This is a genomic window from Pseudohaliea sp. (genome assembly GCF_040217025.1).
Lineage (GTDB): Bacteria > Pseudomonadota > Gammaproteobacteria > Pseudomonadales > Halieaceae > Pseudohaliea.
Genome location: NZ_JAVJOA010000010.1, coordinates 77,208 through 91,411, shown reverse-complemented (window position 1 = coordinate 91,411; position 14,204 = coordinate 77,208). Strand labels below are relative to the sequence as shown.

Genomic DNA, 14,204 nt, shown 5'->3' with positions numbered 1-14,204 from the left:
CTGGCTACCCGCCGGCGCGAACCACGACGAACTGCTGGACGTCATCGAGCTCGGCGTTGGTCAGGCAGTCCTTTTCCGTCGGGTCGCGGTCACAGGCTCGCTTTGCGCGCGGCCGCACATACCAGTCGACAACCGCCTCGCGAAGCGTGGCCGCGTCCGTCGCGGTGCTGACGTGGTCAGGAATCGGCAGGTGAATGCGCAGCAGGCTCGGATTACCGAAGGGCGAAGCCGCCGCCAGTTCGTCCGCCAGCTGCCCCAGGGTCGGATTGCCGGCGAGGAGCCCGACATCGATGGCGGACGGCGCCTTGAAGACCGTCTTCGGCGCAGCAAAAAGTTCGATCGGCGCCGACGCACTACCGTCTGTCGATGCAGGGAGCGCGTCGGCAGGTACTTCCGGGTCGGGCTGCATCGCGCTGTGGATCAGCCGGCGCAGTCGCAGAACGTCGTCCTGGAAGGCCCGGAGCTCCGGCTGGGTTTTACCGGTCAGCTTATTGTAGTTCTTGTAGTCAGCGAGAATCGTCTCGATCTCATCATCGAGATTGGTCAGCTGCCAGTAGTAGTCCGCGATGACCTCGAACTCGTCTTCCGCCTGCATCCAGGTATCGGTGCCGCGCCACTCCGGCATCTGCGAGTACGGTGTCAGGCGCAGGTACTGGAACTGGGGTGACGCTTCGGCCTCGCCAGCCAGCGATTTCAGCTTTTCCAGCAGCGCATCCTTGCTCATGGCGATTTCGCCGCCGCTGCCGCCCACCTGCAGGTTGTGCACGGTAAGCGAGGTGTTGGCGAGCGTCTCTGCATGAGTCGCGGCCGCTTTCGCCTCCGCCCTGACAGGGCCATAGGTGCCCTCGATCGCCGTCTTCACCTTCTGCGACTGGCTGGAGCTCGTGCTGCGGAACGAGATCGTCGCGTATAGGCGTGCACCGCTGGTAATGGCCGAGACATAGGCGTCGCCGCAATAGGCACGAAACGTCGCAGCGTCGTTCATCAATCCGCCCGCCCAGGGTTGCAGGGTGAGGCGGCTTGCCGGTTCGCCACCTGCCGCGGTCGCATGGGCCTCGAGTGACGGATACGCCAGGCGCGCCTCGTCGGCGGGTCCGTAGGGACCCGCGAAGAGCACGCCGTTCTCCACGGTGGCGTCGAGCAGGAAGGTCGTCGATTGGGCAGACACCCGCGATGACTTCGCGAAAGAAGCGGCGGCACTGCCCTTGGCAAACATGGTCTTCACCGCGACGGCGGCACTGACCTTCAGCGATTTCATGACCTCGGAGGTATCGGTCACCTCGCTCAGGCTCGCCCGGGCCACCTGCCCGGAGGCCCGGACTGGCGTCATGCGCACGCAGCGATTCGGCACGATGCGCCCCTTGCGGCTGTCCCAGCCGAAGCCGAGCTCGACCCCCTCCTCCGGTGCCGGCTCCCAGTATTCCGGTGCGCCGAGCACCGCGCGGCTCTGCGTGGCCTCCGCATCCTCCGGTTGCGCAGCCGGCTTGATTACCGCCGGTGGCGAATCATCGCTCGTGCAGGCGGCCAGTCCGGCAATGGCCAGTACGGCGAGGGCTGGAATTAGCGGGAAGACAAGGTTGGGCGGTTTCCTCATGGACTGAGCTCCGAGTGTCGGGTAATGCCGCTGCCCTGGAGAAACTCCGTAGGCCGGTCACTTTGCGTCGCCGCCTTTCGACGGGTTTGCCTTTCTCACCACCCGGAAAACCACCCGAGGTACAGCTAAACGTAGTCGATCGCTACGGGGAGTCAACTCCGGGCGGGACCTGCGCTCAGCCGATAGGAACGCGGGGTTTGCCCCGCCCAGCGTTTGAAGGCTCTCGTGAACGCGCTCTGGTCGGCGAATCCCGTCAGGAACGCCACTTCAGCGATTGTGTAGTCCGTCTCGTTCAGAAGGCGGTGAGCGAGATCTTTCCTCGCCGCATCGATGACATTCTGAAACGAGTTGCCTTCGTCGGACAGTCGCCGCTGCAGCGTTCGAGCGCTCATAGCAAGTGCCGAGGCAATGGAAGACAGGGAAGGAACGCCTTCACTTAGCACCTCTGCGACAGCACGCCGGACGCGCAGCTCGAGGCTGCTGTCTTTCGACACGGTCGCGAGCATCTGCTCGAGGTGCTTGTCAAAGAAGGCGGCAATCGTCTCGTCACCGAGCCGGTTCGGGACACTGATGCTCTCCTCGCTTACCAGCAGGGCATCGCGTCCTGATCCGAAGTGAACCGGGCAGCCAAAATGGTCCTCGTACGCGGAAACATCGCCCCTCGGCGCATGTTTGAAATGGACCGCCAGGGGCAAAAAGCTCGCTGTGCTTACTTCCCTGCTGATCGCATCGACTGCCGACATGCTGGCCTCGTTGGACAGTAGCATGCCCACCTGGCCGTCGCCGGCCTTCTCGAGGCTGAAGAAAACGCCGTCTGCGGTATGTTCTACAGCGTAGGTTTCTGCGCTGCCCAGAACATGACCGTAGCGCTCCGATCTTGCGAAGGAGGCGCGCAGGGTCGGCGCGGACTTCCAGGCGAGACCGAACGCGCCGTATTCGTCAGAGCTCATCGCAGCGCCGACCCGCAGTGGCAGGGAGAGGCCCTCGGGATCACGATCAGCCAGTGCAGCAAAGAAATCGTAATACGCTGCTGACGGAACCATCCGGGTCGGATCGACAGGTCCCTCCGGGGAAAGCCCGAGCTGTCTGACAAGGTCCGCTGTTTCAACGCCAGGGCCAGCCGCAGCGACGACCTTGTAGACATACAGAGAGGTTATCTCGCTCATCCCGCTGTCCGTTGCTGGGAGGGAGGGTTTCGACTGAATCCCGCCGGCTGTTGGCTAGTGATGCTTCCTGGCGCCTTCGGCCAAAGAAACGGCGTCAGCGGTCAAGAAGGCAGCCCGCTGCTTTGCAACGATGTGCTCGCACGTCACGCAGACTTTAGGAGCATTGCCATGACCACGCAAACTGTCAAAGCAGACACCAATGAACTCGTACTGGTGCTCGGCGCCACCGGGAAGACCGGCCGTCGAATCGTCTCTTCCCTCGAGGACCTGGGTGTCCCGGTCCGCAAAGGATCACGCTCGGCGTCACCTTCTTTCGACTGGAACAATACAGCTACCTGGGATGAGTGCCTCATGGGGGTTACCCGGATCTACATCAACTATGCGCCCGATCTGGCGATGCCGGGTGCCAGCGATGCGATCGCTGAGTTCGTCCGTCGCGCAGGAGTGGCCGGCGTGAAACACCTGGTGCTGCTTTCGGGGCGGGGCGAGGAAGAGGCACAGGCCTGCGAAGCGATCGTTCAGGCGAGTGGTATCGACTGGACGATCGTCCGGGCAAGCTGGTTCAACCAGAACTTCTCTGAAGGCGCATTCGTCGAAATGGTCCAGGCCGGTGCCATCACCCTCCCTGCCGTGGAGACGCCAGAGCCCTTTGTCGATGTCGATGACATCGCGGAAGTCGCGGTGGTCGCTCTTACCCAGCCCGGCCACAGCGGCAGGCTCTATGAGGTGACGGGTCCGCGGATGCTGACCCTGGCGGAAGTCGCAGAGGAACTGTCCAGGGCAACCGGGCGCACGATCTCGTACCAGCCGGTACCGCACGCGGCATTTATCGAGGGCGTCGCTGCTTCCGGCGCGCCGCAGGACGTACTCTGGATGCTCGACTACCTGTTCGCTACCGTGCTGGACGGACGCAATGCGCATCTCACCGACGGGGTGCAACGCGCTCTCGGCCGCCCGCCCCGGGACTTCGCCGATTACGCGCGCGAGGTCGCAGCGACGGGCCTTTGGAGCAAAGCCGCATGAAGCCCGTTATCGCAGAAGCCGCCCGGGTGCCGCCCGGGCAGCAGTGAGGCACGCTCCGATGACTCGCTCAATGGGCAGGGTACTCGGCGCACTTCTTGTTGAACCGGTAATCGCTGCGCCCTGTATTGCAGCCTTTGCGGGGAAGCGGCACGGCGAGCGGTCGCAAAGGGTCTAGCCCGGAGACATACGTCCAAAGCCCGCTACGCCATGGAGCCGGGCATTCCTAGCGGTTCTGGTAGCGGTTCAGGTCGAAGAGGCCGGCTTCCGCCGGGAAGCTGGCGCGGTAGCTTGCGTTGATGTCGTCGCTGAGCTTCCAGAACCACGGGGCGGTGCGGCGCACGCCGTAGCGCGCGACCAGCGCCGTGTAGTCCTCGTCACTCTCCAGTGTCCGCAGCGCGTCGGCAAAGCGGTCCAGTTCCTGCTCGGCAACCTGGAAGAACTGGTTCGGATAGGCGCCAACGAAACCCCGGGCCACGGTCAGCGTGTCCTCCTCGGGCAGCCGCCGGTTCTGCTCCTGGAACAGCTGGGCGTTGTTACTGAAGCCCTGGTTGTGGACCAGCGAGTAATACTCGCGCTCGCCGCGGCGGTCGAGTACCTGCAGGAAGGCGACCTCGGGGAGGTAGCTGAAGCTCGCGTCCGCGCCGCTCATCAGGCCGGCGAGTTCCTCGCGCTTTACCGCGTACCGCGCGTTCGCAGCCGTGGGAATGTGCACCCTCAGACGCCGCATGAGCTCGGTGCGCGGATCGTCCGTGCGGTACTCGATAGCCGTGGGGCGCTCATAGCGGGCATTGCCCGGCGACATCAGGTAGTCGGTCACGTGGTCGCGCGCACCGCGGTACCAGTAGTCCCGCACATCGGCGCGTGCTTCCTCCGGCAGGAACAGCAGGAAGGCCTGCTCGCCCTCCATGCGCAGGAAGTCCATGTACAGCCGGCTCTCCAGCTGGTGGCCCACGGCGCCGTAGACATCGAAGCCGGCGACGAGCAGGTGGTGAATGCGCTCCAGGAGCGAGTAGTCGATGATCCACATGGTCTTGGGCAGCTGCCCGAGAAAGCCCTTGGCGACCGTGGCGCTGTCGAAGTGGCGGAACACCGTGAGTGCGGCGTTTTCGTTGCGCTCGGGCCCGCCGGTCCAGATCAGGTCCAGGTCTAGGCTCAGCGCGTCCTGTTCGATCACCCGGGCAATGGCTTCCGCCTGGGCCTCCAGGTAGCGGCGCTGGCTCTTTGCATAGCTCCGCCACTGCAGCAGCGTGACCACCAGGCTGCCCTTCGGCTGCGGCAGGCGCATCTCGTGGGCATGCTCGGCCAGGAAGCGCGCGCTCTGTTCCGGGTCGAAGGCATTGGGTGCAGCGAAGGCCACCCAGAAATGGTCGTCGATGACATTGAGGGCCACCTGCCCGCGACAGACCGGGCCCTTGATGTAGGCCATGATCGTGAACTGGGCTTCGTCGAGCATGAAGCGGTAGCGCGCATCGACGGGCAGCTGTTCGAAGGTGATAAACGGGTTCGCGGCCTCATCGCCGCTGTAGCCCGGCAGCGTATCGACCGTGTAGTCGGGGGCCAGGAACAGTTCCCGCCAGCGCGCCATGCGTTGGGGGTTCAGGGCGTAGGGCATGTGCCGCTTGGCCAGCGGCGTGAGGTAGCGCGGCTGCAGGCGGTAGTAGAAGCGGTCCGCGCCCGGATCGTCGTAGGGACGGCGCGTGGCGATCAGCTCGATGGGCTCACCGGGTGGTGTTTTCGAGCGCACCAGGCTGTACCAGGTGCGCGCGCCGTCGAGCTCGTCGAAGTAGAGGCTGCCGATGAACAGGTGCTCGAAAACATAGCGGCTCATGAGCCGCTCGCGGTTGCTGCTGCCGTTCAGGAAACGCTCCCAACGCTCGATGGCTTGCTGCTCCTCCGCCGCAACCGGCGCAGCGGGCACTCCGGGAGCCCCGGCATCGATCCAGTCCGTGAGAACCTGCTGCCGCTCGGCGTCGAGGCCCGGGAAGCCATAGGGCATGCCCTGTTGGGGCCGGTCAGTGCGGTAGTCGTCGAACTGGTCGGCCTTGCTGCAGGCCTGGTCCCGGTCGAGGCTGAAGTCGAAGTCGTCCGGAAGCGGTCCCTTCGCCGGCAGGGGATGCTCTGCCTTGAGCGCGAGCATGCGGTAGAGAATCCCGTCGCGAGGCTCGTAGGGGTCGATCACGGAAAAGAAACCCCTGTCGCGCCAGCCGTCGAGGCTGTGGGCGTCCTCGTAAAGCCGGGTCAGCTCGGCCGGCAGCAGGCGCGTCCCGTCGTAGACTTTTTTCTTGTTCGCCCCGCGTGCGAGGCCCGCCCAGGCATCCATCTTCAGCTGGCAGGGGGCGTCGTAGCAGCCATGGCAGACGACGCAGCGCTGCTCGATCACCTCTTTCACCGCGGGCGGGTAGCGTTTCGCAAGCAGCTCCTCGCCGCGGGCATTGCCGGCCGCCAGGAGCAGCAGGGCCAGGGCCGGTGCCAGCAGGATGGGAAAGGCGAGGGGCGGCACTGGCCGCAGCGTGGCGCATCGGTGAGCAGGGGGCATGGTGGGCACGGGCCGTCGGCGGGAGTCCCTTTCACGGTAGCCAAGGCGGGCTGTTCGATCAAGACAGGGGGTCGTGACGCGGTGTCGTGAGGCCTACCCCGCAGCAGCGCCCGGGAACCGTTAGCGCCCAAGCGGGGCCGGCTGTCCACGCTGGCTCACGAAACGCGCACTCGCGCAAGGCGATTTGTCACGGGCCTGCGCCGCCGGAAAACGGTATAGTCCGCGGGCGCTCCGAGAAAGGCGCCCCGCTTGTTACCCGGTCCCGCCATGAACAGTACCACCACGCCCGGCAGCTTCGCCGAGCTCGACCTGCCCGCCTTCCTGCTGAAAGCCCTCGGCGAGGTGGGCTATGAGGCCCCTTCCAGCATCCAGGCGCTGACCATTCCGCCGCTGTTGGCGGGCCGTGACCTCGTGGGCCAGGCACAGACCGGGACGGGGAAGACAGCGGCCTTTGCGCTGCCGGTGCTGGCGACGCTGGACCCGTCCTCGGCAAAGCCGCAGGCCCTGGTGCTGGCACCGACGCGGGAGCTGGCAATCCAGGTTGCCGAGGCGTTCCAGAAATACGCCACCCATCTCGAGGGGTTCCGCGTGCTGCCGATCTATGGCGGCTCCGACTACCGGGCGCAGCTGCGCACGCTGGGGCGCGGCGTACAGGTCGTCGTCGGCACGCCGGGGCGTGTGATGGATCACATGCGCCGCGGTTCCCTCGACCTCTCGGCACTGCGGACCCTCGTGCTCGACGAGGCCGACGAGATGCTGCGCATGGGTTTTATCGACGACGTGGAGTGGATCCTCGAGCAGACGCCCGCTGAGCGCCAGATCGCGCTTTTTTCCGCCACCATGCCCGACGCGATCCGGCGGATCGCCGGCCGGCACCTGCGCGAGCCGGAGGAGATTTCCATCCGGCAGAAGACCGTGACCAACGCCGCCATCCGTCAGCGGGTGTGGATGATGGCGGGCGTGCACAAGCTGGATGCGCTGACGCGGATTCTCGAGACCGAGGACACGGACGGGGTGATTATCTTCGTCCGCACGCGCCTCGCCACGCAGGAGCTCGCCGACAAGCTGGCCGCGCGGGGCTTCACCGCTGCCGCGCTGAACGGCGATATTCCGCAGGCGCAGCGGGAGAAGACCGTCGAGCGGCTGAAAACCGGCGGGCTCGACATCGTGGTGGCTACGGACGTGGCGGCGCGCGGGTTGGACGTGGAGCGCGTGAGCCACGTCATCAACTATGACATCCCCAACGATCCGGAGGCCTATGTGCACCGGATCGGCCGCACCGGCCGGGCGGGGCGCAGTGGTGAGGCCATCCTCTTCGCCGCCAGCCGCGAACGCCGGCTGCTGCGCGCTATCGAGCGCGCCACGGGCCAGCCCATCGAGCCCATGGCGCTGCCCACGGCGGACGACGTCACCGACCGCCGGGCCGCGCGCTTCAAGGCCCGCATTACCGAAACGCTCGCCAGCCAGGACCTGGCCTCCGCGCGGCGCCTGGTGGAGGACTACCAGCAGGAATTCGGCGTGCCGGTGATCGAAGTGGCCGCGGCCCTCGTGCTCATGAGCCAGGGTGAAGCACGCCCGGCGATCGGGGGCGAGGAAACCGGCCCGGCGAAGGGTGGCGATCGCGCCGCGCGGCGGGCTTCACCGGGGAAGGAGCCGGGCGCCGGCGACGGACCTGGGGGGCAGGCAGCTTCGGATGCAGGGCCCGGCCGCCCTCACCGGTGCCGGGGCGGCGACCGTCCGGAGAAGGGTTTCGAGCGCTACCGCATCGAGGTGGGGCGGCAACACGGTGTGCGGCCCGGCAATATCGTCGGCGCCATCGCCAACGAGGCCGAAGTGGACGCGCAGTACATCGGCCGCATCCAGATCTTCGATGACCACAGCCTGGTCGACCTGCCCGAGGGCATGCCGGCGGAGATCTACCGGCACCTGCAGTCGGTCTGGGTAAGCGGCCAGAAGCTGCGTATTTCCCGCGCCGGCGGCGGCCCCGAGGGCACGCCCCGCAAGGCCGGGCGGCGCAAGGCAGGGCCGAAACAGGCAGGTCCGAAGCGGCGCTAGTCCGCCGGGTTCAGGTTAGGGGCCCGTCGCCTGGAGTACGAGCCAGGTGGTGTAGGCGACGTAGCAGCCGAGGAGCGCCAGCCCTTCCAGCCGGTTGATGCGGCCCGGGCCGACGAAGCCGAAGGCCATGACAAGGAGCAGGAGCGTCAGCCCAATCATCGTCAGCCAGTCCCGGTAAAGGACCTCGGGCGCGATCGACGACAGCGGGTTGATGGCGCCGGCGATGCCGATGACCGCCAGCAGGTTGAACATGTTCGAGCCGACGACGTTGCCGATGGCGATGTCGTGCTCACCCCGGCGGGCGGCGATGACCGATGCGGCCAGCTCGGGCAGCGATGTTCCGAGCGCGACGATGGTCAGGCCGATGACCAGGTCGCTGATGCCCAGCGCACCGGCGATGCTCACCGCGCCGTAGACCAGGACGCGGGAACTCACGATCAGCAGCAGGAAGCCCGCGACCAGCCAGAAGACGGCCCGTCCCAGGGGCATCGCGCGGGCTTCCAGTTCCTGGTCGACCTCGCTGGCGAGCGGGTCGTGCCGGTTGCGCAGGCCCTCGACGATGGACCAGCCGATGAGGGCGAAGAAGCCGGCAAGCAGGCCCAGCGCCTCGAGGCGGCCGAGGACCCCGTTCCAAAGCAGCAGTCCCGTGACCAGGCTGATGAACAGCAGCAGCGGCAGCTCCCGGCGCACGATCTTCGACTGCACGATGATGGGCGCTACGAGCGCGGTGAGGCCGAGGATCAGCCCCGTGTTGGTGATGTTCGACCCAAGCGCGTTGCCCAGGGCCAGCGCCGGGCTGTCGTCGAGGGCGGCCATGGCCGAGACCACCATCTCCGGCGCCGAGGTGCCGAAGCCGACGATGACCATGCCGATGAGCAGCGAGGGCATACCCGCGTGGCGGGCCGTGGCGGCAGCCCCTTCGACGAAGCGGTCTGCGCTCCAGACGAGAAGCATGAAGCCGCCGACGATGGCGATGGACGGTAGGATCATGGGTGCTCATGGTGACCGATAAGGAGGCGCAGAGTCTAACGGTGATTCCGCTGGTGCGCGTCAACTTTCGTGCCGCGGCGTCCGGGTGTTCTGTGGCGCTCGTCTGCGTCGCACTCAGGCGCTAGCGGACGTACCCGATCACCGCGATGAAATGGGCCACGGATCCGCACAGCACGAACGCGTGCCAGATGCCGTGGGCGTGGGTCAGGCGCTGCAGCTTGTCGAGGACGTAGAAGATCAGGCCGACCGTGTAGGCGACGCCGCCAAGAAAGAGCAGGAGAAAACCGGGGCGGGGCAGGGCGGCGCGGAGGTTCTCCAGGTCCAGGGCACAGGCCCAGCCCATGGCCAGGAAGGTCACCAGCTGGATGGCCTTCACGATACGGCCGCGCAGGAAGACTTCCGACAGCGTCCCCAGAGCCGCAAGGCCCCAGACCACGGCGAGGATCGCGGTCGCCTTCGGGCCGGGTATGGTCACCAGCATGAAGGGCGTGTAGGTGCCGGCGATGAGCAGGTAGATGCTGATGTGGTCGAGGACCTTGAACAGCTGCTTCAGCCGCGGCGGGTGGAAGCTGTGGTACAGCGTCGACATGGTGTAGAGCAGGACCAGCGTCAGGCCGTAGACGACATGGCCGACGATTATCCGAGCATCGCCGCTCTGGATGGCGATGGCCATGAGGGCACCGAAGCCGACCAGCGCGAGGACGGCGCCGATGAGATGGCTGATGCTGTTCAGGTATTCCCCGTAGTACATAGGAGCGGTGGTGCCGGGCTCTTTGCGTATCTCGGTAGTACCAGCATACGGTGAGCCACACCGCGACGCCTAGTGTCCTGCCCGTTTGAATCGTTGCTTTTCAGCGTGCCAGCCCGGTCTCCGCGCAAGGCGCGTCTTGCCTTGCGGCTGTTGCGCCGGAAGAATGGCGATGCCTGCCGGTAAGCGGCCGGCGGAGAACAACCGGAGTGTTTACCTGGAACTGCATCATTACAACCCCGGGCTCAGAAGTGTGCTGGCGAGACACCTTGCCGCCTTCGGGCGCCGGCAGCTCTCGCCCGAGGGCCGTCGCCCCGCGGCCGTGAGCCTTACCGTATGCCGTGACGGCGATCACGCCGCGATTGTCGTGACCCGGCGCAGCGCATCGCTGCGCGCCCATTCGCGGCAGTGGGCCCTGCCCGGCGGGCGCCGGGACCAGGGTGAGTCGGCCGTCGAGGGGGCGCTGCGGGAGCTGCACGAGGAGGTCGGCCTGCTCGCCGGCCCCGACGACGTGCTCGGCCAGCTCGACGACTACGCCACGCGCTCGGGTTACGTGATCACGCCGGTCGTGGTCTGGAGTGACTGTGCCTGGCAGGACCTCACGCCGAACCCCGGGGAGGTCGAGCTGGTGCGGCCGTTCCGTTTCCGCGAGCTGGCGCGCCGCGACTCACCGGTGCTGCAGCGCATTGCCGAGAGCGATGGTGAGGTGCTGTCCATGCGCTTTCACGATGACGTCATCTACGCGCCGACGGGCGCAATGCTGTACCAGTTCCGGGAAGTGGCGCTGCTTGGCCGGCATACCCGCGTCGCTCACTTCGAGCAGCCGCTGTTCGCCTGGCGCTGACCGGTTGTTCCGACGCCGCCCCGCCCTTATCCTTGGCGCCGCTCTACATCGATGCTCTGCCAGGTAGCCTGATGCCCCTTGCCCAGACCGGCTTCAGCCCCCGCACCTTTGTCCGCGGGCTGGCTGCCCTCCTGCTCCTCGCCGGCAGCGCGGCGGGCTGTGGCGATGCGGGAGATCTCGCGTCCCTGCCCGTTACCGCGGTCGCCACCGAGACGGGGGTCGTTGTCGACTACGCGGCGCCGGCGCTGCAGCCGCGGCACGGTTACGAGCCGGTCACTGCCGACTTCGACGGCGACGGCCGGCGCGATTTCTTTCTCGGCGGGCATGCCTTCTCGGCCGGGCTCAGCCGGCGTTACCCGATTGCCGATCGCGTTTTCCTGTATCGCGACGGTGCCTATCAGCCTGCGCCCAGGCCACTGCCCCCGGGCGAGGATCGCCACGGCTGCGTGGCGGCAGACCTGGTCGGCGATGGCTGCCTCGACCTGTTCTGCGTCGCCGGCGCGGAGCGCGGCGCCGGTGGCCACGATAACGAGCTCTGGGAGGGCGACTGTCGCGGGGGCTTCACCCCGGTCCCGAACTTCGGTGCCGAGTACCCCACGGGGCGGAGCCGGCTCGCGCGCGCCCTCGACCTGGACGGCGATGGCGACCGGGACCTGGCCGCCAGCGTGTTCGGTCGGCGGGAAGACGCGCAGCCGAACGCGACCTCGCTGTTCCGCAACGAGGGCCCCGCCGGCTTTACCCGTATCGAGAGCTGTCTGCCGGCGGAAGCCGGGTCCCGCTGCCTCGCCACCTCGGACCTCGACGGCGACGGTCGCGAGGACATCGTCGCCTGCGCCGCGCGCCAGGGGGTCGATGCCTACGTCGAGCTGGCGGGCGACCGCTGCCGCGCCGTTCCCCTGTTCGCTGAATCCCGGCGCTGGCAGGTGCTCGCCCTCGCCCCGCTCTCGAGCGGCAAGGGTGACAGCTTCGTCGGTGCGACGACGCTGGACGCGGCGCCGACCGTGGTCGTCCTCGAGGGCCTGCGGGTGGAACCGGGGGCCGGGGCGGTCGCTTACCGCTCCGGGTTCCGCCTTGCGCTGGCGCCCGCCTACGCGGGGTGCCGCGTGCATTCCCTGGCCGTCGGCGATCTCACCGCCGACGGCATTGCCGAGCTGATGCTGACCCTGGTCGATGCCGGTGACGCCGCCGTACGCTGCCGGCCGGCCGCCGAGCTGCTGCTGCTGGGCCCGACCTTCCGCCGCGCCGTTGCACTGGAAAGCGGGCCACACCGGGGACCCACCTTTGCGGCCATTCTGAACGGCCAGGCACTGCGCTCGGGCGCGCTGCCGGGCAGCCCGGGCGTGGTAGACCTGGCGTCACTGCCCCGGGGCTGGCCTGCCGCCGGCGCGGGCATTGATCAACGCGTGCCGTCACCGTAGCCTCGACGGTCATGACGGGCGCACACATCGACGACTTCTACTACGTAACGGCGGAGGCGCTGTGCAAACTCCACGCTGCCTTCCCGGTGCGCTATCTCCTCCTGGTCGAGGACCTGACCGGTCCGATCCGCTGGGACATGACCGGTTTGCCCGACCGCAAGTCGCGCGCCTGCTTCGAGACGCTCATCTGGCTCGCGGAACACGGCCTGCTCAACTATCGCTCGGTCGAGCCGAGGGACGTTGGCATCGAGGGTGCTGTGCTGTCCCAGCAGGGCTTCGTCCTGCTCAGTGGCCGGCTCACCTGGCATCACGGCGAGTCCACGAGCCGCATCGCCGGCCTGCAGCGCGCGCGGGCGGAGCGCGCCTACAGCGACCTCGCCACCATCATCGAGGACCTGCTCGCCGCGAACTGTCACTGGGCGGCGCCGCGGCAGCCGGCGCCGCTGGTAAAGGCAGCCTCGATCGACGTGAACAGCGACGACGAAGCGGACGTTAGCGGCTGAACAAAGCCGCGACGCGACGGGGTGCGCCTGCCGTGCGACGAACGGCCGCGCCGGCGGGGGAAGTCTGCCGTCGCCGACGGGATAATGGACCTCCCGGCCATCGGGCCACCCACCCCAACCCAGGAGGATTTCCCTTGAAGGCATTATCCCGGCTCTTTGTCGTTACCCTGCTTGCCCTCACCGCTACCGGCTGCATCTTTATCGACGGCGAACACGTCGATATGGACGACTGGCGCAGTGCGCAGGAGGACAACCGCGAGGCGATCAGCCAGCTCAGTATCGGCATGTCGCGGGAAGCCGTCATCGAGCGGCTCGGTACGCCCGCCGATTCCGAGGCATTCACCCGCGATGGCGAGGAACTACGTGTTCTCTTCTACCGCACGCGACACCGCCACAGCGACGGGGAGACGAGCCGCGACGAGACGACACCGGTGATCTTCCGGAACGATGAGCTTGTGGGCTGGGGTCAGCGGGTCTACGACACGGTGCGTTGATCCCGCGGGGCGGCACGACGCGCTCTCCTGTGGTAAGACTATGCGCCCACTGAACCACAGCGGAGAGAGCCCTGATGAAACTCGAGGGGAAGATTGCCTACGTCACCGGCGCCGCATCCGGCATCGGGGAAGCCGTCGCGGCGCGGTTCCTCGCCGAAGGCGCGGTCGTTGCCGCGATCGACCGCGACGCGGAGCGACTGTCAGCGCTGGCCGCGGCGCACAGCGCGGCGGGCGGGAAGCTCATTACCAGCGTGCTGGATGTAGTGGATGAGGAGGGTGTTGCGGCCTCCCTCGATGCACTGGTCGCCGAGCATGGCCGGGTGGATTGCGCCGTCAACTGTGCCGGTATCCTCGGACCGACGGGCCCGCTGCATGAAACCGACACGGCGGCCTACCGCGCGCTGATGGCGAACAACCTCGACGGCATCTTCCACTGCCTGAAGCACCAGCTGCGCTGCATGCATCCGCGCGGCCGCGGCAGTATCGTCAACATCGCCTCGGCCGCCGGTATTGTCGGCTTTCCCAGCGCGGCAGCGTATACCGCTGCCAAGCACGGCGTCGTCGGCCTGACCCGTACCTGCGCCATCGACTACGCGGAGCAGGGCATCCGCGTGAATGCCATTGCACCCGGCGGTATCGACACACCCCTCATCCGCGCCACCACCTGTGCCACAGCCGAGGGCCAGGCGATGATCGAGTCCATGCACCCGGTGAAACGGCTGGGCACGCCCGACGAGATTGCCAGTGCCGCGCTGTTCCTCGCCGGCGACGAGGCCTCTTTTGTCACCGGGGCCGTCCTCGCCGTCGACGGCGGCTGGACTGCCTGGTAGGCG

Annotated in this window: 12 protein-coding genes and 1 riboswitch; of the genes, 7 read left to right on the top strand and 5 right to left on the bottom strand. The window is 67.2% G+C overall.

Annotated features, from left to right (window positions below; all coding sequences use genetic code 11):
- Positions 1–4: 4 nt before the first annotated feature.
- Together RKE50_RS11730 and RKE50_RS11725 are read right to left on the bottom strand one after the other, a co-directional pair.
- Positions 5–1,594: a hypothetical protein gene (locus RKE50_RS11730; RefSeq protein ID WP_350036621.1), complete on the bottom strand. Its 1,590-nt coding sequence runs from the start codon at positions 1,592–1,594 to the stop codon at positions 5–7.
- Positions 1,595–1,611: 17 nt separating this feature from the next.
- Positions 1,612–1,695, bottom strand: a riboswitch (cyclic di-GMP riboswitch).
- 51 nt (positions 1,696–1,746) lie between these two features.
- Complete coding sequence (locus RKE50_RS11725; protein ID WP_350036620.1) at positions 1,747–2,760, bottom strand: AraC family transcriptional regulator; 1,014 nt, start codon at positions 2,758–2,760, stop codon at positions 1,747–1,749.
- Positions 2,761–2,928: 168 nt separating this feature from the next.
- On the opposite strand from RKE50_RS11725, the gene RKE50_RS11720 reads away from it, so the two are divergent.
- A complete protein-coding gene (locus tag RKE50_RS11720; RefSeq protein ID WP_350036619.1) occupies positions 2,929–3,783 on the top strand; it encodes an NmrA family NAD(P)-binding protein in 855 nt (284 codons plus the stop codon).
- A gap of 223 nt (positions 3,784–4,006) precedes the next feature.
- Here the strand turns inward: RKE50_RS11720 and RKE50_RS11715 are convergent, their stop codons facing one another.
- Positions 4,007–6,283 (bottom strand): fatty acid cis/trans isomerase, encoded by a 2,277-nt coding sequence (locus tag RKE50_RS11715; protein WP_350036618.1) that lies wholly within the window; start codon positions 6,281–6,283, stop codon positions 4,007–4,009.
- A 303-nt stretch (positions 6,284–6,586) separates the two neighbouring features.
- Between RKE50_RS11715 and RKE50_RS11710 the strand changes: the two genes are divergently transcribed.
- On the top strand, positions 6,587–8,374 hold the full coding sequence (locus tag RKE50_RS11710) for a DEAD/DEAH box helicase (RefSeq protein ID WP_350036617.1): 1,788 nt from the start codon (positions 6,587–6,589) through the stop codon (positions 8,372–8,374).
- 15 nt (positions 8,375–8,389) lie between these two features.
- On the opposite strand, the gene RKE50_RS11705 is transcribed toward RKE50_RS11710, so the two are convergent.
- Together RKE50_RS11705 and trhA are read right to left on the bottom strand one after the other, a co-directional pair.
- Positions 8,390–9,364, bottom strand: a complete 975-nt coding sequence (locus RKE50_RS11705; protein WP_350036616.1) for a calcium/sodium antiporter — start codon at positions 9,362–9,364, stop codon at positions 8,390–8,392.
- Between the two features lie 121 nt (positions 9,365–9,485).
- Positions 9,486–10,115, bottom strand: coding sequence for a PAQR family membrane homeostasis protein TrhA (gene trhA, locus RKE50_RS11700; protein WP_350036615.1), 630 nt, complete (start codon positions 10,113–10,115; stop codon positions 9,486–9,488).
- 169 nt (positions 10,116–10,284) lie between these two features.
- Between trhA and RKE50_RS11695 the strand changes: the two genes are divergently transcribed.
- From RKE50_RS11695 to RKE50_RS11675, 5 genes are all read left to right on the top strand, one after another.
- Complete coding sequence (locus RKE50_RS11695; RefSeq protein WP_350036614.1) at positions 10,285–10,956, top strand: NUDIX hydrolase; 672 nt, start codon at positions 10,285–10,287, stop codon at positions 10,954–10,956.
- 71 nt (positions 10,957–11,027) lie between these two features.
- The gene (locus tag RKE50_RS11690) at positions 11,028–12,374 is read left to right on the top strand and encodes an FG-GAP repeat domain-containing protein (protein WP_350036613.1); all 1,347 of its coding nucleotides are present in this window, start codon (positions 11,028–11,030) and stop codon (positions 12,372–12,374) included.
- Positions 12,375–12,385: 11 nt separating this feature from the next.
- On the top strand, positions 12,386–12,877 hold the full coding sequence (locus RKE50_RS11685; protein WP_350036612.1) for a hypothetical protein: 492 nt from the start codon (positions 12,386–12,388) through the stop codon (positions 12,875–12,877).
- A 134-nt stretch (positions 12,878–13,011) separates the two neighbouring features.
- Positions 13,012–13,371, top strand: coding sequence for a DUF3192 domain-containing protein (locus RKE50_RS11680; protein ID WP_350036611.1), 360 nt, complete (start codon positions 13,012–13,014; stop codon positions 13,369–13,371).
- Between the two features lie 74 nt (positions 13,372–13,445).
- On the top strand, positions 13,446–14,201 hold the full coding sequence (locus RKE50_RS11675) for an SDR family NAD(P)-dependent oxidoreductase (protein WP_350036610.1): 756 nt from the start codon (positions 13,446–13,448) through the stop codon (positions 14,199–14,201).
- The last annotated feature ends 3 nt before the right edge of the window (positions 14,202–14,204 follow it).